The sequence below is a fragment of the Cupriavidus sp. PET2-C1 genome (assembly GCF_054515855.1).
This window is the reverse complement of the sequence record NZ_CM137259.1, coordinates 2,168,388-2,186,183: the sequence shown is the minus strand read 5'-3', so window position 1 is coordinate 2,186,183 and position 17,796 is coordinate 2,168,388. Positions and strand designations below refer to the sequence as shown.

At 66.0% G+C, this 17,796-nt stretch carries 19 protein-coding genes; 14 read left to right on the top strand and 5 right to left on the bottom strand.

The annotated features are described in order from the left end of the window. Positions 1 to 43 precede the first annotated feature (43 nt). A complete protein-coding gene (locus tag ACX12D_RS09900; RefSeq protein WP_459373876.1) occupies positions 44 to 364 on the top strand; it encodes a DUF4387 domain-containing protein in 321 nt (106 codons plus the stop codon). A gap of 126 nt (positions 365 to 490) precedes the next feature. Next, complete coding sequence (locus ACX12D_RS09895) at positions 491 to 1,462, top strand: tripartite tricarboxylate transporter substrate binding protein (RefSeq protein WP_459373875.1); 972 nt, start codon at positions 491 to 493, stop codon at positions 1,460 to 1,462. A 30-nt stretch (positions 1,463 to 1,492) separates the two neighbouring features. On the opposite strand, the gene ACX12D_RS09890 is transcribed toward ACX12D_RS09895, so the two are convergent. Next, positions 1,493 to 1,894, bottom strand: coding sequence for a hypothetical protein (locus ACX12D_RS09890; RefSeq protein ID WP_459373874.1), 402 nt, complete (start codon positions 1,892 to 1,894; stop codon positions 1,493 to 1,495). A gap of 217 nt (positions 1,895 to 2,111) precedes the next feature. On the opposite strand from ACX12D_RS09890, the gene ACX12D_RS09885 reads away from it, so the two are divergent. Further along, positions 2,112 to 2,618: a DUF1993 domain-containing protein gene (locus ACX12D_RS09885; protein WP_459373872.1), complete on the top strand. Its 507-nt coding sequence runs from the start codon at positions 2,112 to 2,114 to the stop codon at positions 2,616 to 2,618. A gap of 111 nt (positions 2,619 to 2,729) precedes the next feature. Here the strand turns inward: ACX12D_RS09885 and ACX12D_RS09880 are convergent, their stop codons facing one another. Then, a complete protein-coding gene (locus tag ACX12D_RS09880) occupies positions 2,730 to 3,932 on the bottom strand; it encodes an MFS transporter (protein ID WP_459373871.1) in 1,203 nt (400 codons plus the stop codon). A gap of 105 nt (positions 3,933 to 4,037) precedes the next feature. On the opposite strand from ACX12D_RS09880, the gene ACX12D_RS09875 reads away from it, so the two are divergent. The 6 genes from ACX12D_RS09875 to ACX12D_RS09850 all read left to right on the top strand — a co-directional run bounded on the left by ACX12D_RS09875 (position 4,038) and on the right by ACX12D_RS09850 (position 9,908). Next, positions 4,038 to 4,943, top strand: a complete 906-nt coding sequence (locus tag ACX12D_RS09875) for a LysR substrate-binding domain-containing protein (protein WP_459373869.1) — start codon at positions 4,038 to 4,040, stop codon at positions 4,941 to 4,943. Between the two features lie 237 nt (positions 4,944 to 5,180). Beyond that, entirely contained in the window at positions 5,181 to 5,828 is a 648-nt protein-coding gene (gene queE / locus ACX12D_RS09870) for a 7-carboxy-7-deazaguanine synthase (RefSeq protein ID WP_441639981.1), read from the top strand. Between the two features lie 58 nt (positions 5,829 to 5,886). Beyond that, entirely contained in the window at positions 5,887 to 6,363 is a 477-nt protein-coding gene (gene queD, locus ACX12D_RS09865) for a 6-carboxytetrahydropterin synthase QueD (protein ID WP_006159634.1), read from the top strand. 22 nt (positions 6,364 to 6,385) lie between these two features. Then, positions 6,386 to 7,072, top strand: coding sequence for a tRNA adenosine(34) deaminase TadA (gene tadA / locus ACX12D_RS09860; protein ID WP_459373868.1), 687 nt, complete (start codon positions 6,386 to 6,388; stop codon positions 7,070 to 7,072). Continuing rightward, entirely contained in the window at positions 7,069 to 8,043 is a 975-nt protein-coding gene (gene ldcA / locus ACX12D_RS09855; RefSeq protein ID WP_459373867.1) for a muramoyltetrapeptide carboxypeptidase, read from the top strand. Before tadA ends, ldcA begins: the two co-directional genes overlap by 4 nt. A gap of 254 nt (positions 8,044 to 8,297) precedes the next feature. Continuing rightward, a complete protein-coding gene (locus ACX12D_RS09850; RefSeq protein ID WP_441639984.1) occupies positions 8,298 to 9,908 on the top strand; it encodes an ABC-F family ATPase in 1,611 nt (536 codons plus the stop codon). 81 nt (positions 9,909 to 9,989) lie between these two features. On the opposite strand, the gene ACX12D_RS09845 is transcribed toward ACX12D_RS09850, so the two are convergent. After that, positions 9,990 to 10,604, bottom strand: a complete 615-nt coding sequence (locus ACX12D_RS09845; protein WP_459373866.1) for a hypothetical protein — start codon at positions 10,602 to 10,604, stop codon at positions 9,990 to 9,992. A gap of 204 nt (positions 10,605 to 10,808) precedes the next feature. On the opposite strand from ACX12D_RS09845, the gene ACX12D_RS09840 reads away from it, so the two are divergent. The 3 genes from ACX12D_RS09840 (at position 10,809) to ACX12D_RS09830 (ending at position 15,652) form a co-directional block, all read left to right on the top strand. Then, a complete protein-coding gene (locus ACX12D_RS09840; protein ID WP_459373865.1) occupies positions 10,809 to 12,242 on the top strand; it encodes an aldehyde dehydrogenase family protein in 1,434 nt (477 codons plus the stop codon). Positions 12,243 to 12,479: 237 nt separating this feature from the next. Beyond that, complete coding sequence (locus ACX12D_RS09835) at positions 12,480 to 14,942, top strand: penicillin acylase family protein (protein ID WP_459373864.1); 2,463 nt, start codon at positions 12,480 to 12,482, stop codon at positions 14,940 to 14,942. Positions 14,943 to 14,944: 2 nt separating this feature from the next. Then, positions 14,945 to 15,652: an MOSC domain-containing protein gene (locus tag ACX12D_RS09830; protein WP_459373863.1), complete on the top strand. Its 708-nt coding sequence runs from the start codon at positions 14,945 to 14,947 to the stop codon at positions 15,650 to 15,652. 41 nt (positions 15,653 to 15,693) lie between these two features. Here the strand turns inward: ACX12D_RS09830 and ACX12D_RS09825 are convergent, their stop codons facing one another. Beyond that, positions 15,694 to 15,879, bottom strand: coding sequence for a DUF1289 domain-containing protein (locus ACX12D_RS09825; protein WP_459373991.1), 186 nt, complete (start codon positions 15,877 to 15,879; stop codon positions 15,694 to 15,696). A 249-nt stretch (positions 15,880 to 16,128) separates the two neighbouring features. Between ACX12D_RS09825 and ACX12D_RS09820 the strand changes: the two genes are divergently transcribed. Further along, complete coding sequence (locus ACX12D_RS09820; protein WP_459373990.1) at positions 16,129 to 16,623, top strand: PaaI family thioesterase; 495 nt, start codon at positions 16,129 to 16,131, stop codon at positions 16,621 to 16,623. Between the two features lie 2 nt (positions 16,624 to 16,625). Here the strand turns inward: ACX12D_RS09820 and ACX12D_RS09815 are convergent, their stop codons facing one another. After that, positions 16,626 to 17,228: a TetR/AcrR family transcriptional regulator gene (locus ACX12D_RS09815; protein ID WP_459373862.1), complete on the bottom strand. Its 603-nt coding sequence runs from the start codon at positions 17,226 to 17,228 to the stop codon at positions 16,626 to 16,628. Between the two features lie 119 nt (positions 17,229 to 17,347). On the opposite strand from ACX12D_RS09815, the gene ACX12D_RS09810 reads away from it, so the two are divergent. Then, positions 17,348 to 17,785: a PaaI family thioesterase gene (locus ACX12D_RS09810; protein WP_459373861.1), complete on the top strand. Its 438-nt coding sequence runs from the start codon at positions 17,348 to 17,350 to the stop codon at positions 17,783 to 17,785. Positions 17,786 to 17,796: the final 11 nt, after the last annotated feature.

The window sequence follows — 17,796 nt, the reverse complement described above, 5'->3', positions numbered from 1 at the left end:
GACGACAACGACAACGATGACTACGACGACAGCGACGACAGCAATGACAACGCAAAAACTGCATCAACTCGCCAAGACCATCCGCAGCAAGAATGCGGGGGTCAACAAGATCACCTTCGACATCATCTTTCGCGAGGCGGCCGAGTACGAACGCGTCAAGCGCTCGCGCGCGCTGAGCCGGGAAAGCATGGCCGCGCTCTATGGGATTCCGGTCGAACGGATCTCGGATTTCGTCGAGTACGATCCCGCGTACGCCATCAAGTTCACGATCTATCGCACCCGGCCCAGCGGCAGCGCCGGCGATGGCGACATCTTTGGCGCCCAGCAGTACGCGCCGCTGCTGGGCCTTGATATCCCGGCCTAGGCAGGACATCGCCGGATTCCACGGGACCCCGGGTGTCCACCCGGGGTCCGGATCCCGGCACCCATGCTGCTCTACCCGTTGCTACCCGTTGCTACCGATTGCTACCCATTGAGATAGGAGCGCCGAATGCGAAAGACGTTAGCCCACATTGCGCTGTTGCTTGCCGCGATGTCCGTGGTAACCATGGCCGCGGCCCAGACCGATGCCAAGGTGCCGCCTTTGATAAGAATTGTCGTGCCGTTTTCGGCGGGCGCGAGCAACGATGTGATCGCGCGTGCGATCGTGCCGGGTCTGGCAAAGCGCCTGGGGACTACGGTCATCGTGGAAAACAAGCCGGGTGCGGCAGGCGTCGTTGGCGCCGATTCGGTTGCCAAGGCGCCGCGGGACGGGTCCGTGCTGCTGCTGACGTCGTCGACCTTCCTGACCGCTGCCGCCACCCAGCCTCGTTCGCCCTACGATCCGCTTGCCGCGTTTGCGCCAGTGTCCATGGTCGCCGAGGGGCCGCTGTTGCTGGCGGTCTCGTCCTCGACCCAGATCAGGTCGCCGGCCGAGCTGATCGCGGCAGCGCGCGCCAAGCCGGGCGCGCTCACCTACGGCTCGGCGGGGATCGGTTCGCTGGCGCAACTGGCGACGGAGCTGCTGTGCGATATCTCGAAAGTCCAGATGATGCATGTCCCTTACAAAGGCGCTTCCAACGCGATGATCGATCTGGCCGCGGGGCAGATCGACGTCATGATGTCCAACTACAGCTCGCTGGTGACGCAATTGAAGTCCGGCAAGGTACGGGCGCTGGCGGTGACCTCGCAGCGGCCGAACCCGGCGTTTCCCGAGTTGCCGTCGCTGGCGGCATCGGTGCCAGGCTACGGGATCGAGATCTGGGTCGGCGTCCTCGCACCTGCCGGCACGCCCGCGCCGCTGGTCCAGAGGCTGAACCGCGAGATCAATGAGATTGCCGCGTCGCCGGATGTGCGTGTCGTGCTGGAACCGGACGGCTCGGCGCCCAAGGCAATGAGTCCGTCCGAATTCGGCGCGCGCATGAGGCAGGACCTTGCGCAGTGGAAGCACATCGCCAGCGACAGGAAGATCGTGGCGGAATGAGGGGTGGAGCGAGGAAGGGGGGAAGAGGCCTCAGGCGCCGCCCAGCAGGTCGTGCGCATTCAGGATCGCGTACACCATATCCGGCTTTGCCTCAAGGCAACGGCGTATCGCCGCGGGAATCGCCTGCTTGGTCTTGCGGCACAGCCCGGTTTGCTCTTCCACCTGGATGTTGATGCCGCGCACCGTGCGCACTTCGTGGATGCTGGGTGTGATCGTCAGGACGATGCCCAGTTGCGCATGCATGCGCTTTTCCATGTCCTTGAGCTCGGCAAGGCTCGACAGGCTTTCCAGGCGGGCGATCAGTCGCTTTTCCTCTTCCCGGGTCAGCCTCAGGATCCGCATGTCGGATTGCGGGTCGTCCAGCAGCGCTTCGCGACCGCATGTGCAGGCGCCTGGCGGACACTCCTTGCGAATCGGGAAGGGGGCGTTCATGTCGTCGAGGCGATGTGCGCTTCATCCGGGGGGGAGGGGATATCTTAAATCAAGAATCAGGAGCCCCGCTGGGCGCTGGCCCTTGCCGGGATTGAACCGGCCGGCCGGCGAGAAACCGCCGGAAGGTTTATCCTCGCCGTGTCGCGCAACCCGCCGCGGCGCAAATCGCGCGCTGGCGGGATGCCGCGTCTGGCAATCACTACCCAAGGACACCCCCATGTCGCTCTCGATGTATGAAGTATCGATCCCGGCCTTTATCCGGGCTTTCGGCAGCTTGTCGGCCATCCTGGACAAAGGCGCCACATTCGCACAGGCGCAGGGCATGGACCCGGCCGACCTGATCCAGACCCGCCTGGTGGCGGACATGGACGCGCTGCCGGCACAGGTGCAGCGCGCCAGCGACACCGCAAAGGGTTGCGCGGCGCGGCTGGCTGGCATCGAGATGCCGTCCTTTGCCGACACCGAAGCCACGTTTCCGGAACTGCAGGAGCGCATCGCCAAAACGGTGGCTTTCCTGAATACCATCCAGCCCGGGCAGCTCGAGGGCAGCGAAACGCGCACCATCGAGCTCAAGCTGCGCCCCGAACCCGTCACGCTCGACGGCAAGTCCTACCTGCTGGGCTTTGTGCTGCCGAATTTCTATTTTCACGTGACCACGGCTTACGACATCCTGCGCCACAAGGGCGTGCCGGTGGGCAAGCGCGACTATCTCGGCCTGTCCTGATTGAGATCGGCGCCGGCCTGGCGGTGACCGGGGTGCCAAGCCTGTTGCCCTATCCGGGCCCGAAGCGGCGCGGCGGCGTGTCCGTGCCGGGACAGGCGTGATGCGCCGGGGTCAGGCCCTGGCGGCGGCCAGCTTGCGCTCGCCCTGGGGGTGTTGCTCCAGCCGGTCCAGCCGCCCGCTCAGCGCGGTCAGGCCAAGCGCCGCCAGTACCACCAGCGCGCCAATCCACGGTGTATGCATCAGGCCCAAATGGGTCACGATCAGGCCGCCGGCCCAGGCCGCGCCGGCAATGCCCAGGTTGAAGGCGGCGATATTGAGGCCCGATGCCACATCGACGGCACCCGGCGCATGGCGCTCCGCCTGCTTGACCACATAGACCTGCAGCGCCGGCACATTGCCGAAGGCAACGGCGCCCCAGGCCAGCACGGTCGCAACCACCAGCCAGCGGTGCGGCGCGGTGAAGGTCAGCGCGAACAGCACGATGGACAGCAGCAGGAACACGATCTTGAGCGCGGCAATGGGGCCGTGGCGGTCGGCCAGGCGGCCGCCCCAGATGTTGCCCGCGGCGACCGACACGCCGTACACCAGCATCACCAGCCCGACCGCGCCGGCGCTGAAGCCCGATACGTCCTGCAGGATGGGGGCGAGGAAGGTGAAGGGGATGAACGAGCCGCCATAGCCGATCGCGGTCTTGGCATAGACCAGCAGCAGGCGCGGCTCGGCCAGCACCTTGGCTTGTTGCAGCAACGAGGCGGGGGCGCCGTGGCGGATATTGGCCGGGACAAACATCACGCTGCCGACAAAGGCGACCAGGCCGAGCGCCGACACCGCGAGGAAGGTCTCGCGCCAGCCGAAATGCTGGCCGATCAAGGTCCCCAGCGGCACGCCGGTGACGAGCGCCACGGTCAGGCCGGTGAACATGATGGCGATGGCGCTCGCGGCCTTTTCCTTCGGCACCAGGCTGGTGGCGATGGTGGACCCGATCGAGAAGAACACCCCGTGGGCCAGGCCGGTCAGGATACGCGCCAGGATCAGCGATTCGTAGCCGGGCGCCTTCCACGCCAGCAGGTTGCCCAGCGTGAACAGGGCCATCAGCGATACCAGCAGCGCCTTGCGCGGCAGGCGGCCGGTGAGGGCGGTCAGCACCGGGGCGCCAATGGCCACGCCGAGCGCATAGAGGCTGACCAGCAGGCCGGCCGATGGCAGCGTGATGTGCAGATCGGCGGCGATGGTGGGGATCAGGCCGACGATGACGAATTCGGTGGTCCCGATGGCAAACGCGCTGATGGTCAGCGCGAACAGGGCAATGGGCATGGTGGGCTCCAGGAGCGTCCGGAATTAGGATGGACGCAGTTTGCCGCCGTCTTTCTTGCAGATTAAGTGGGTGATCTGGATAAGATATTTGATTAGTATTCAACAATGAAGATCACACTCGAAGAACTGCAGGCCTTTGCCACCGTGGTGGACAGCGGCTCCATCACGGCTGCGGCCGAGCAACTGGGGCAGACCGTCTCCGGCATCAGCCGTGCGCTGAGCCGCCTGGAAGACAAGGTGGGCACCACCCTGCTGCACCGGACCACGCGCCGGCTGGCGCTGAGCGAGGAGGGCGAGGCACTGCTGGCCCACGCGCGCGCGATCCTGGCTTCGGTGGATCTGGCGGAGGAGCAGATGGCCGTGCGCCGCCAGCGGCCGGCGGGGCGGCTGCGGGTCAATGCGGCATCCCCTTTCATGCTGCACGTGATCGTGCCGCTGGTCGGGGAATTCCGCCGGGCGTATCCGGAAATCGAGCTGGAGCTCAATACCAACGACCAGATCATCGACCTGCTCGAGCATCGTACCGACGTGGCGATCCGTATCGGCGCGCTGCGCGACTCCACCCTGCATGCCCGCGCGCTGGCCAGCAGCCGTGTGCGCGTGCTGGCCAGCCCAGCCTATCTCAAGGCGCGGGGCCGCCCGGAAAGCGTGGCGGACCTTGCCGGGCACAGCCTGATCGGCTTCAACCAGCCCGAATCGCTCAATCGCTGGCCCTTGCGCGGCACCGTGGGCGAAGAGGTGCAGATCACGCCGCATCTGTCGGCATCGAGCGGCGAAACCCTGCGCCAGCTGGCACTGGCGGGCGAGGGCCTGGTCTGCCTGTCGGATTTCATGACCGACGCGGACCGGCGCCGCGGCGACCTGGTGCAGGTGCTGATGGCGCACACCATCGACGAACGTCAGTCGATCAACGCGGTCTATTACCTCAACACCCAGCTTTCGGCGCGCATCGCCAGCTTCCTGGATTTTGTCGGCGGCAAGCTGCGCGAGGCGGCTTGGGCGCAACTTTAGGCCGGCGGGCCAAGCGCCAGCGCCTGAGCGTGGCCTTGGCAATAGGGGAAATCAAGGAGGCGGCTGGAGCGGATTGCGCTCCTGTGCGAAAATAGCGAGTTCGCCGCAGTTTCCTGGCCAATAGTCGCCACGCGTCGCCAGTTGCCCGCCCGGCATTCGCCGCGCGCCTGCACCGACTGCCTCACTGCACCACCCACAGCACGACCTACAAGAGCTACCAGAGCTTTACCAGCCAGCATGACTTACGCCGTCAAGGAAATCTTCTACACACTGCAGGGCGAAGGCGCCAACGCGGGCCGCGCAGCCGTGTTCTGCCGCTTCTCCGGATGCAATCTCTGGAGTGGGCGCGAGGAAGACCGTGCCAGCGCGGTCTGCCAGTTCTGCGACACCGACTTCGTCGGCACCGATGGCACCGAGGGCGGCAAGTACCGCACCGCCGAGGCGCTCGCCGACAAGGTAGCGGCCCAGTGGCCGCAGGCCGTGGATAGCAGCGGCGCCGGGCGTCCGCTGGTGGTCTGCACGGGCGGCGAGCCGCTGCTGCAGCTGGATGCGCCGCTGATCGACGCGCTGCATGCGCGCGGCTTCGAGATCGCCATCGAGACCAATGGCACATTGCCGGTGCCCGAGGGCATCGACTGGGTTTGCGTGAGCCCCAAGATGGGCTCCGAACTGGTGGTCAGGCGCGGCGACGAACTCAAGGTGGTGATCCCGCAGGATGGCCAGGATTTCGCCGCATACGAGCGCCTTGATTTCCGCTATTTCCTGGTGCAGGCCATGGACGGCCCGCTGGCACGGCAAAATACCGCGTTGGCGGTGGAGTTCTGCCAGCGCCGTCCGCTCTGGCGCCTTTCGCTGCAGACCCACAAGCTGCTCGGCATCCGGTAGGCAAATCGCGCAAATCGCGCCGGTACGCACCGGCACACCTCGGCACCCATTGGCCCACATGAACAAGCAAGTTTCCATTACCCGCCGGCTGGAGTTCGACTCCGGCCACCGCATTCCCAACCATGGCGGCCAGTGCCGCAACATCCATGGCCATCGCTATCGCCTGGACCTGACGCTGTCGGGCGAGGTGCTGCATCGCGCCGGCGCCTCGGACGAGGGCATGATCCTGGACTTCAGCGATATCAAGGCGCTGGCCACGGAACACCTGGTGTCCAAGTGGGACCACGCCTTCCTGATCCATCGCGGCGATACCGCGCTGCTGAACTTCCTGCAGACCATGGACGGGCACAAGACGGTGGTGCTCGATGCCATCCCGACCGTGGAGAACCTGGCGCAGATCGCCTTTGACATGCTGGCCCCGGTGTTCAAGGATTGCTTCGGGCACCAGTTGCAGCTCACCCGCCTGGTGCTGTTCGAGACCCCGAACTGCTGGGCCGAGGTCAGCGCTGCCTTCAGCCTGCCGGCGCAGGACTGACTCGCCGCATGACGCAGCCGCGATGACCGAGCCGACCCTCCCGCCCGAGGCCAGCCTGGCAAGCCCGGATCTTTCCATGGATCCGGCGCTTGCGCGCGACCGCCGTTATATGCAGGCCGCGCTTGACGAAGCGCGCCTGGCCGAAGCCGCTGGCGAAGTCCCGGTGGGCGCGGTCGTGGTGTGGAACGACACCATCATCGCGCGCGGCCACAACCTGCCGATCCGCTCGGTCGATCCTTCCGCGCATGCTGAAATGCAGGCGCTGCGCGCCGCTGCCCGCGTGATCGGCAACTACCGCATGCCGGAGTGCGAGCTGTACGTGACGCTGGAACCCTGCGTGATGTGCAGCGGCGCGATCCTGCATGCGCGGATTCGTCACGTGGTGTTTGGCGCCACCGATCCCAAGACCGGCGCCGCGGGCAGTGTGCTGAACCTGTTCGAGCAGGCGCAGCTCAATCACCAGACCACCATTGCCGGCGGGGTGATGGCCGACGAGTGCTCGCGCATGCTGAAGGATTTCTTCGGCGGCAGGCGCCGGGCCCAGAAGGCCGCGCAGAAAGCGGCGCAAGAAGCCGAACAAGAAGCCGGGCAAGAAGCCGCGCAGGCCGTGGGGGCCAGCGATGCGCCTGCCTGCGCGCATTGCGATGCTGCCGCGCCTGCTGCCTCCATCGACACCAACACCGACCCAAACCAGAACCCCGACGCATGAGCCAGCCCACGCCTACGCCCACGCCAGCCACCGAAGTCCGCCTGATTGCGTCTTCCGGCTATCCGCACGACGTCGCCATCGCCGCGCGCGGCTGCGCCTGGCTCAAGGGGCAGGGCTTTCATGTCGGCAACCCGGATGTGCTGGCGCGCCGCTACCTGCGCTTTGGCGGCAGCGATGCCGAACGGCTGGCCGACCTGCATGCCATCGGCACCGGCGCGGCGCACGAGCTGACGCTGGCTGTGCGCGGCGGCTACGGTATTGCACGGCTGCTGGAGCAGGTGGACTTTGCCCGCATTGCCGAGCAGGCGCGCGCCAGCCAGACGCCCATCGTCGGCCACAGCGATTTCACGGCCTTCCAGCTGGCATACCTGGCGGCCACCGGCGGCGTCACCTTTGCCGGCCCGATGCTGCTGGCTGATTTTGGCGCGGACGTGGTCGATCCGTTCATGTGGCAGCACTTCAACGGCGTGCTGCGCGATCCGGCCTACACCATCGGCGTGGATGCGCCGCAGGCTGGCGGCCAGCCTTTTACGGGCGCGTTGTCGGGCACGCTGTGGGGCGGCAACATGGCGATGCTGTGCAGCTTGCTGGGCACGCCGTTCATGCCGGCGGTGCAGGGCGGCATCCTGTTCCTGGAAGACGTCAACGAGCCGCCTTACCGGGTCGAGCGCATGCTGCTGCAGCTGGAGCAGGCTGGCGTGCTTGGCGCGCAGCGCGCGATCCTGCTGGGCGACTTTTCCAATTACCGCGTGACGGATTACGACAACGGCTATGACCTGCCCGCCGTGGTGGCGTACATGCAGGAGCGCCTGTCGGTGCCGGTCCTCACCGGCCTGCCGTTCGGCCACTGCCCGCGCAAGCTGACGCTGCCGGTGGGAGGGCAGGCGCAGTTGTGCGCACGTGCGGATGGGTTTTCGCTGTCGCTGTCGGGTTACCCGGTGTTGAAAGCGGCGCCTTGCGCCCACATCTGAGGCTTATCGCTTCGTTCCTTTGCCAGCCAGTGGTAAAATCGTCGGTTGTTTCCCGATTTCCCTGCCCGGGCCCCGCGCCAACGCGCCGCCAGGTTGCCATGCCTGGCTTTGTGCCGATCATGCAGCTAAGCAAGCCAGGCTAAGCCATTGGCAATTAGCAATTCGCACAGCCATTTGCGCAGCCATCAGCAGGGCGGCAGCCCGAGGCAAGCGCGGCAAGTCCCGCGCCTCATCATCCATACAAGGTCCCAGACGTGCTTTCTACCGCAAACATCACCATGCAGTTCGGCCCCAAGCCGTTGTTCGAGAATATCTCGGTCAAGTTCGGCGAGGGCAACCGCTACGGCTTGATCGGCGCGAACGGTTGCGGCAAGTCCACCTTCATGAAGATCCTCGGCGGTGATCTCGAGCAGTCCGCCGGCACCGTCATGCTGGAGCCGGGCGTGCGCCTGGGCAAGCTGCGCCAGGACCAGTTCGCCTATGAAGACATGCGCGTGCTGGACGTGGTCATGATGGGCCACACCGAGATGTGGGCCGCCGCCGCCGAGCGCGACGCCATCTACGCCAACCCGGAAGCCACCGACGAAGACTACATGAAGGCCGCCGAGCTGGAGGCCAAGTATGCCGAGTACGACGGCTACACGGCCGAAGCGCGTGCCGGCGAGCTGCTGCTGGGCGTGGGCATCCCCACCGACCAGCACCAGGGCACCATGAGCAACGTGGCGCCGGGCTGGAAGCTGCGCGTGCTGCTGGCACAGGCCCTGTTCTCGAATCCGGACGTGCTGCTGCTCGACGAGCCGACCAATAACCTCGACATCAATACGATCCGCTGGCTGGAACAAGTGCTCAACGAGCGCAATTCCACCATGATCATCATTTCCCACGATCGCCACTTCCTGAACTCCGTGTGCACGCACATGGCCGACATGGACTACGGCACGCTCAAGGTCTACCCGGGCAACTACGACGACTACATGGAAGCCTCCATGCAGGCGCGCGAACGCCAACTGGCGGCCAACAGCCGTGCCAAGGAGCGTATCGGCGAACTGCAGGACTTCGTGCGCCGTTTCTCGGCCAACAAGTCCAAGGCCCGCCAGGCCACCTCGCGCCTGAAGCAGATCGACAAGATCAAGGTCGAGGACATCAAGCCGTCGTCGCGCCAGAATCCCTTCATCCGCTTCGAGTTCGACAAGAAGCTGCACAACCTGGCGGTGGAAGCGGAAGGCGTCACCAAGACCTACGACCGCAAGGTCATCAACAACCTGTCGATGGCGATCCAGGCCGGCGAGCGCGTGGCCATCATCGGCGAGAATGGCGCCGGCAAGACCACCTTGCTGCGCAGCCTGCTGGGCAGCACCGTCAAGGGCGGCGTGGAAGTCGATCGCGGCACCATCAAGTGGGCCGAGAACGCCAATGTCGGCTATATGCCGCAGGACACCTTCGAGGAATTCCCGGTCGACCGCGACCTGATCGACTGGATGAGCCAGTGGACCCAGGCCGGCGACGACGACCAGTCGCTGCGCGGCACCATGGGCCGCCTGCTGTTCTCGGCCGACGACATCAAGAAGTCGGTCAAGGTGTTGTCCGGCGGCGAGAAGGGCCGCATGATCTGGGGCAAGCTGATGCTGGGCCGCCACAATGTGCTGGCGCTCGACGAGCCGACCAATCACATGGACATGGAATCGATCGAATCGCTGCAGATCGCGCTGGACAAGTTCACCGGCACGCTGGTCTTCGTCTCGCACGACCGTGTGTTCGTGAGCGGCCTGGCCACGCGCGTGATCGAAGTGCGCAACGACGGCACGCTGACCGATTACCTGGGCACGTATGACGAGTACCTGGAATCGCAGGGTATCAACGACTAAGCAGCAAAAGCCTCGGGCAAACAAGAAGGGCCGCCAAGCGCGGCCCTTCTTGTTTTTGCGGCCGGGAGCCATTGCGGCCACTCAGGCCGATGCATGCCCGTCGTCGCGCACCATCCTGTCGAGCTGGTCGATGATGGCGCCGGCGGTAATCTCCCCTTTGGCCTTGTGCAAGGCGCTGTATAGCGGGTCGCGCAGCGCCGCCAGTTCCGCCGGGCTGCCGGCCTTTTCCACCTTGACTTGCAGCAGGTAGCCGCGCAGGCCCAGGTGATGGCCGATGACATCGGTATAGAAGTGATAAAGCTGCTGGTAAGTGCCGCCGGCGGGTTGCGGGGAGGCCGGCGCAGGCAAGGCGTCGTCCCATGAAGGCACATTGGCACCACGCATGCTGTACATGGAGAACAGGCTGTCGGCCTTGGCATCGCCATGGTGATCCACGCTGGCTGGCGGGCTTGCGGGGCGGGTATCCGCTGCCGCAGGCTGTGGCGCATTCTCCGCACGGATCAGCCCGGCAGCCAGCAGGGCGTCGATGCTCTCCGGCCCGACGCCCATGCCGCCGGTCTGGGCCAGCAGCTCGCTGCGCCGGCGCTCGCCATTGACGATCAGCAGCAAGGCGCGCAGCTTATGGTCCAGCTTGCGCGCGCGCGTGCGGATTTCGTCCTGGCCTTGCTCGGTCTTATGAAAAACCGGGTCGGTCATGTCTCGCTCCATTGTTATAGGCCGGCCAGTGCGGTGCTTTGTACTGCACTTTGCGTCATGCGGCTCGCCGGCCGATTATCGCCACGTTGTTTGGGCTGCTGGCGCGCTGCAAAAAAACGAGTCGCCAAAGCGCACTACAATGTGGTGCACCATAAAAGTAACAAAATTTGCACCCGCCTATTCACCCAACTGAAAACTGTGGCCATGCAACAACGAGACAAACTCTTTATCAACGGTAAGTGGATTGCCCCGCACGGTACCGGCCTGATCAACGTCATCCACTCCACGACCGAAGCCGTCATGGGCCGTATCCCCGAAGGCCACGCGCGCGACGCCGAGGATGCCATCCAGGCAGCGCGAGCCGCCTTCGACAGCTGGTCGGCCACGCCACCCAGCGTGCGCGCGGACTATATCCGCAAGATCGCGGAGGGCCTGAAGGCGCGCAGCGAGGAACTCGCGCAACTGATCGCCGGCGAAGTCGGCATGCCGATCAAGATGGCGCGCGCCATACAGGTGGGCGGCCCGGTCTACAACTGGGCACAGGCCGCCAAGCTGCTCGATACCTTCGCGTTCGAGGAAGAAGTGGGCAATTCCCTGGTGGTTCGCGAGCCGGTGGGCGTGGTCGCGGCCATTACGCCGTGGAACTACCCGCTCAACCAGATCACGCTGAAAGTGGCGCCGGCGCTGGCCGCGGGCTGCACGGTCGTGCTCAAGCCGTCGGAAGTGGCGCCGCTCAATGCCTTCGTGCTGGCAGAGGTGATCGAAGCCGCCGGGCTGCCGCCGGGCGTGTTCAACCTGGTCACCGGCTACGGTCCGGTGGTGGGCGAGGTACTGGCCAGCCACCCGGAAGTCGACATGGTGTCGTTCACGGGTTCCACGCGCGCCGGCAAGCGGGTGTCCGAGCTGGGCGCGCAGAGCGTCAAGCGCGTGGCGCTGGAGCTGGGCGGCAAGTCCGCTTCGGTGATCCTGGACGACGCGGACCTGGCTGCCGCGGTCAAGGGTACCGTTGGCGCCTGTTTCCTCAACTCCGGGCAGACCTGCTCGGCGCATACCCGCATGCTGGTGCCGCGCGCGCGCTACGACGAGGTCAAGGCCATTGCCAAGAAGGTGGTCGAGGGCTATACCGTGGGCGACCCGCTGCTGGAAACCAGCCGCCTTGGCCCGCTGATCTCGGCCGCGCAGAAGGACCGCGTGACCGGCTATATCCAGCGCGGCATCAACGAGGGCGCCGAGCTGGTTGCAGGCGGCCCCGAAGCGCCCGAAGGGCTGGACAAGGGCTTCTTCGTCAAGCCGACGGTGCTGGGCAATGTCGATCCCAAGGCCACGGTGGCGCAGGAAGAGATCTTCGGCCCGGTGCTGTCGATCATCTGCTATGACACCGAGGAGGATGCCGTGCGCATCGCCAACGACAGCATCTACGGGCTCGGCGGCGGCGTGTGGTCGGGCGACGAGGCGCGCGCCATCCGCGTGGCGCGCCGGATCCGCACCGGCCAGGTCGACATCAACGGTGGCCCGTTCAACATGCAGGCGCCGTTTGGCGGCTACAAGCAGTCCGGCAACGGGCGCGAGGCCGGCAAGTACGGACTTGAGGAATTCCTCGAGTACAAGTCGCTGCAGATGAAGAAGCCGGCTGCCTGAGGCCGGCGGCTGGCGAGGAACGATGCCCGGCTGGTCCGGGCATTTTTCATGGGTGGGTTCGCTGGCTCGATTCACGTTGGTTGCCTGCATGATTCGGCGATAATGCCGGAGTTCCATTGGCCGGCAAGCTGGACTGAGCGTGGGACTGAATGCCGGCCTGCGGACGGGGCAAGAAACACGGGACCAAAAACATAAATAAAAGCGCGGGCGCGACACGCCACGCGGGGAGAGGGATCGATGCGTTGGTTGAAACGGCTGACCTGGCTGGTGTTGACGCTGGCGGTGCTGCTGCTGGTCGGCATCTTTGGCGCTTATGTCTGGTATCGCCAGGCATCGCAGCCGCAGACCGCGGGCACGCTGAAGCTGCCCGGCCTGCGCGAGAGCGTATCGATCGTTCGGGACCGCCATGCCGTGCCGCATATCAAGGCGGCCAATGCGCAGGATGCCTACTTTGCGCTCGGCTTCGTCCACGCGCAGGATCGGCTGTGGCAGTTGCAGATGAACAAGCGCATCGCGTCCGGCCGCCTGGCGGAAATCCTGGGGCCGAGCGCGCTGGACACCGACCGTTTCCTGCGTACCCTGGGCGTGCGGCGCAACGCCGAAGCCATCCTGGCCCAATCCTCCGCCGAGACCCGGGCCATGCTGCAGGCCTATGCCGATGGCGTGAATGCCTATATCGATGGCCGCAAGGGGCCGTTGCCGCCGGAGTTCCTGATCTTGCGTACCCAGCCCGAGCGCTGGGAGCCGGCCGATACGCTGGCCTGGCAGACCATGATGGCGTGGGACCTGGGCGGCAACTGGACCCAGGAGACGTTGCGCATGCGGCTGGCGCAGGTGCTGCCCGTGTCGCGCATCAACGAGCTGCTGGCGCCGTATCCTGGCGAACGGCCGCTGCGCACCATGGACTACGGCAATCTCTACCGGCACCTGGCGCCGCTGGCCACGGCCATGGCGCGTGTCGAGCAGCAGGCGCCGGCAGGCTATGTGGAGGGCATGGGCTCGAACAACTGGGTGGTGTCGGGCGCCCATACCCGTTCGGGCAAGCCGCTGCTGGCCAATGATCCGCACCTCGGGCTGCAGGCGCCGGCGCTGTGGTACTTCGCGCAGATGCAGGCTCCCGGGCTGGATGTCACGGGTGCCACGCTGCCTGGCATGCCGGCGGTGGTGCTCGGGCATAACCAGCGCATCGCCTGGGGCTTCACCAATACCGCGCCGGATGTGCAGGATCTCTATATCGAGCGCGTGCAGCCTGGCAGCACGCAGCGCTACCAGACTCCGGACGGCTGGGCAGACTTCATCACGCGCACCGAGACCATCCACGTCAAGGGCGCGCCCGACGTAACGCTGAACGTGCGCGAGACGCGCCACGGCCCGGTGATTTCGGATGCGGCCGAGCCGGTGGCGACCGCCGCGGCCCCGCTCGGGGCGCAGTACGTGGTGGCCTTCCAGTGGAGCGCGCTGCGTGCCGACGACCGGACCGTGCAGGCCGGGCTGGCGCTGAACCGTGCCACCGACTGGGCCAGCTTCCTGGCGGCGCTGCGCGATTTCCATTCGCCGCAGCAGAACATTGTCTACGCCGACGTCGACGGCAACATCGGCTTTATCGCGCCGGGCCGTGTGCCGCTGCGCCGCGCCGACAATGACCTGAAAGGGTTGGCGCCGGCCCCCGGCTGGGATGCGCGCTACGACTGGACGGGCTTTATCCCCTTCGAGCAACTACCGCGCAGCTTCAATCCGCCCGAGGGCGTGATTGCCACCGCCAACCAGAAGATCGTCGAGGACGACTACCCGTATTTCCTGACCAGCGAATGGACCGTGCCGTATCGCTACCAGCGCATCCGCACGCTGATCGACGCCACCGAGCGGCACACCATGGACAGCTTTGGCGCGATCCAGAAAGACACGCTCTCGCTCGCCGTGCGCGATGCCTTGCCGCTGCTGCTGGCCTCTCCCTTCGCCAGCGACCCGGCCCTGCCCGAGCGCGAGCGCGCGCTGATCGAGTCGCTGCGCAAATGGGATGGCGATATGCAGGCCAGGCTGTCCGAGCCGCTGGTGGCAACCGCATGGCTGCGCGAGCTGTCGCGCGTGCTGTTCGAGGACAAGGTCGGCGATACGCTGTTCAACCGCCTGTGGGAGCAGCGTAACGTGCAGCAGCCCATGCTCAACGTGTTGCGCAATCCGCGGGGGCAGGGCGCATTCTGGTGCGACAACAGCATGACCCCGGCGCCGGAGAGCTGCGACGATGCCGTGGCCAGAGCCTGGCGCCTTGCCATTGCCGACCTGGACCGGCGCTACGGCGACAAGCCTGAGCGCTGGCGCTGGGGCCAGGCGCATGCGGCCCGCTCCGAGCACAAGCCGTTCGGTAAACAGCCTTACCTGGCGGGTTTGTTCAACGTCAAGGTACCCAGTGGCGGCGACACCTATGCGGTCAACGCGGGGCGCCACAACCTGCGCGACGAGGCGGCGCCGTTCGAGAGCGTGCACGCGGCCAGCCTGCGCGCCATCTACGACCTGTCCGACCTGGCCGAGTCGCGCTTCATGGATTCGACCGGGCAATCGGGCAATGTGACATCGACCCATTACCGCGACTGGACCGACAAGTGGGCCGCGGTGCAGTACATCACCATGGCGCCGGGCCGCCGCGCGCCGGGCAATGAGGCCTTCGACACGCTGGTGCTGCAACCGGCCGGCAGGCAATGACGATGACTGAGGTGTCCATTCCCATTGGCTGCGTGTTGCTGGGCACTGTGCGCCCGTTTGGGCCCAAGGGTGTGCCTAGCGGCATCGACAAGCATGCGGTGGACGGGGCGGTACGCGTTACCGTGCTGGGTTTGGCCGGAGACGGGCAGGGAGACCCCAAGCACCATGGCGGCCCGGAAAAGGCCATCCACCACTACGCCTTCGATCACTATCCGGCCTGGCGCGAAGAACTTTCGCCGCTATCCACGCAGGCGGCAGAGGTACTGGCACGGCCTGGCGCGTTTGGCGAGAACGTGAGCACCGCCGGCCTGACCGAGGCCGATGTCTGCATTGGCGATCGTTTTCGCCTGGGCGGGGCGTTGGTCGAGGTGTCGCAGGCACGCCAGCCTTGCTGGAAGCTGAACCATCGGTTCGGGCACGCCGGCATGGCGCGCGCGGTCCAGCAAAGCCTGCGCACGGGCTGGTACTACCGGGTGCTGGAAGAGGGCGGCCTGGAGCGGGGCGACAGCCTGGTGCTGGTCGAGCGGCCGTATCCGGACTGGAGCCTGCAGCGGCTGCTGCACGTGCTCTATGTGGATCGCCTGGATGCGGGCGCCTTGTGCGCCATGGCGGCGCTGCCGGCGCTGGCCGAGAACTGGCGCAAGCTGGCACGCCAGCGGCTGGAGCGGCGCGAGGTGGAGGATATGGAGCGGCGGCTGGCAGGCGGTTGAGCCTAAGCTGGGCCACCGCGGGCGGAAGCATCGGCCCTGGCTCAGCCTTGGCGGAAGCGCTTGCCTTTGCCCTCGCGCGTGATGCGTTCCCACACGGCCTGCTTTTCCGCGTCGTCCATGAAGACCCAGTTGCTGACTTCCATGGCGCTGCGCCCGCAACCCTGGCAGATCTCGTCGAACAAGGTCGAGCAGATGCCGATGCACGGGCTGTCCGGGCGGTCGAACAGGCTCTCGTCGCCGCGTGGTGAATTTGGCTGTGACTCCGGCTGCCCATCGGTTAGCTGGGCGGATTGGCTGGGGTCGTGCGGGTTTGACGGCATGCGGCTGGGTGGCGGGGCGGATGGGCGCTCATTATAAACGGCTGGCTGCGCCGGTCTTGGCCGCTGGTCGATGACGTGGGAGGTAATTGAGCGGCGCCGCCGGCGCGCTTACGCTGGAGCCAGCCTGATCGTACCGATCACCCCGAGGAGCCCATGATGCTGTCCCTGATTCCCGTCTTGTCCAGCGCCGCGAGCGCCGCCGCCACGCCGCCTGTCGACCCCCGTATCCGTCACACCGTCGAGCAGGTGCTGATGGGTTCACCCGTGGCCCGCGCCCTGGGCATCACGCTGGATGTGCTGGCTGTCGACCAGGTGGAATTGCTGCTGCCGTTCCGGGCCGACAACGTGACGGTCGGCGAGATCGTGCATGGCGGCGTGATCGCCACCCTGATCGACGTGGCGGGCGCGGCAGCGGCGGCTTCGGGCGCCGATGCCGGCAACCTGCGCGGCGGCGCCACCAGTTCGCTGCATATCCAGTATCTCGAAGCGGCCCGCGCGGCCAACCTGCGCGCTGTTGCCAGCGTGGTGCGCAGAGGGCGCCGCCAGGTGGCGACCGAGGTCTCGGTCTATGCCGAAGGGGAGAACCAGGTTGAACTGGTCGCCAAGGCCTTGATGAGCAGCACCTTGTTCTTGAGAGAGGGGGCGTCCTGAAATCAGCCGGGCTGGCCCTGGGCGATGTTTCGCGGCTCGGCGTCGAGTTGCCGCGCCAGCTCGTCCACGGCGCGCCGGATCGGCTGGCCGCTCCTGGCCACTTTGGCAAGCGTCAGTGCCCCTTGCCAGCCGCAGATCACCAGGCCGGCGAGTTCGGTGGCGCGTACCCCTGGGATTCCGCGCGCCGCGAAGGCATCCGCCAGCACGGCTTCCCATGCGGCAAAGGCCGCGTTGCCCGCAGCCGCCACGCCCTCGGCTTCCGGGGCGATTTCCAGCAGGATGGTGGAGATCGGGCAGCCGTCACGATAGTCAGACTGGGCCATCCAGCCGGCCATCAAAACGCCATAGGCCCGCACGATCGCTCCCGGCGAGTCGTGTTCCGCGCATAGCTGCGCGAGCGTCGCACGCACCAGTTCACCGGCGTACACGATGACTTCCTCGGCGATCTGCTCCTTGCCTCTCGGGAAGTAGTGATAGAGCGAGCCTTTGGGCGCACCGCTCAATGCAACGATGTCATTGGTGCCGCTGGCGGCGTAGCCATACCGGCGAAAGAGCACGGCGGCGGCGCGGACGATCTTGTCCCGATGCTTGGCTTGAGCGGCCATGTGATGAAGTCCTCGGTCGTTGGAGGGGTTGATATCCTGCTGGAATTATATAGACTGGTCTACATTAAAAATAGTGGTTGAGCCATCACAGCCCAACCATACAACCAGGAGACACCACGATGACCAGCGCCACGGCCGAACATGCCGACCTTCCCGCCGACCTTCCGGCCGGCTTCGCGCCGCATTTTCGCCATAGTCCGTTGACCGACCCCTGGGAGCCGCTGTACTCGAGGCGCTCGGACCAGGCCATCGTGCTGGCGGTGAAGCTCGCCCAGGCGCACACCAACGCACGCGGCTTTGCCCATGGCGGGCTGATCACGGCCCTGGCGGACAACGCCATGGGGCTGTCGTGCGGCATGCAATTCGCGGAGCCGCGCAGCCTGGTCACTGTGAACTTGTCGATCGACTTCCTCAACGTCGCAAGGATTGGGCAGTGGCTGATGTTCGAAACGTCATTCACCAAGGTCGGCGGCACGCTGTGCTTTGCGCAGGCTTTCGTCACCGCCGACGGCGTGGCTTGCGCCAGGGCCAACGCGACGTTCCGGGCCATGCAGTGAGTTTTTCCTTG

What these genes read in the sequence shown, in the direction of transcription:
- ACX12D_RS09900 (WP_459373876.1), top strand. Translation starts at nt 44, where the DNA reads ATGACAACGCAAAAACTGCATCAACTCGCCAAGACCATCCGCAGCAAG.
- ACX12D_RS09895 (WP_459373875.1), top strand. Translation starts at nt 491, where the DNA reads ATGCGAAAGACGTTAGCCCACATTGCGCTGTTGCTTGCCGCGATGTCC.
- ACX12D_RS09890 (WP_459373874.1), bottom strand. Translation starts at nt 1,894, where the DNA reads ATGAACGCCCCCTTCCCGATTCGCAAGGAGTGTCCGCCAGGCGCCTGC.
- ACX12D_RS09885 (WP_459373872.1), top strand. Translation starts at nt 2,112, where the DNA reads ATGTCGCTCTCGATGTATGAAGTATCGATCCCGGCCTTTATCCGGGCT.
- ACX12D_RS09880 (WP_459373871.1), bottom strand. Translation starts at nt 3,932, where the DNA reads ATGCCCATTGCCCTGTTCGCGCTGACCATCAGCGCGTTTGCCATCGGG.
- ACX12D_RS09875 (WP_459373869.1), top strand. Translation starts at nt 4,038, where the DNA reads ATGAAGATCACACTCGAAGAACTGCAGGCCTTTGCCACCGTGGTGGAC.
- queE (WP_441639981.1), top strand. Translation starts at nt 5,181, where the DNA reads ATGACTTACGCCGTCAAGGAAATCTTCTACACACTGCAGGGCGAAGGC.
- queD (WP_006159634.1), top strand. Translation starts at nt 5,887, where the DNA reads ATGAACAAGCAAGTTTCCATTACCCGCCGGCTGGAGTTCGACTCCGGC.
- tadA (WP_459373868.1), top strand. Translation starts at nt 6,386, where the DNA reads ATGACCGAGCCGACCCTCCCGCCCGAGGCCAGCCTGGCAAGCCCGGAT.
- ldcA (WP_459373867.1), top strand. Translation starts at nt 7,069, where the DNA reads ATGAGCCAGCCCACGCCTACGCCCACGCCAGCCACCGAAGTCCGCCTG.
- ACX12D_RS09845 (WP_459373866.1), bottom strand. Translation starts at nt 10,604, where the DNA reads ATGACCGACCCGGTTTTTCATAAGACCGAGCAAGGCCAGGACGAAATC.
- ACX12D_RS09840 (WP_459373865.1), top strand. Translation starts at nt 10,809, where the DNA reads ATGCAACAACGAGACAAACTCTTTATCAACGGTAAGTGGATTGCCCCG.
- ACX12D_RS09835 (WP_459373864.1), top strand. Translation starts at nt 12,480, where the DNA reads ATGCGTTGGTTGAAACGGCTGACCTGGCTGGTGTTGACGCTGGCGGTG.
- ACX12D_RS09830 (WP_459373863.1), top strand. Translation starts at nt 14,945, where the DNA reads ATGACTGAGGTGTCCATTCCCATTGGCTGCGTGTTGCTGGGCACTGTG.
- ACX12D_RS09820 (WP_459373990.1), top strand. Translation starts at nt 16,129, where the DNA reads ATGCTGTCCCTGATTCCCGTCTTGTCCAGCGCCGCGAGCGCCGCCGCC.
- ACX12D_RS09815 (WP_459373862.1), bottom strand. Translation starts at nt 17,228, where the DNA reads ATGGCCGCTCAAGCCAAGCATCGGGACAAGATCGTCCGCGCCGCCGCC.
- ACX12D_RS09810 (WP_459373861.1), top strand. Translation starts at nt 17,348, where the DNA reads ATGACCAGCGCCACGGCCGAACATGCCGACCTTCCCGCCGACCTTCCG.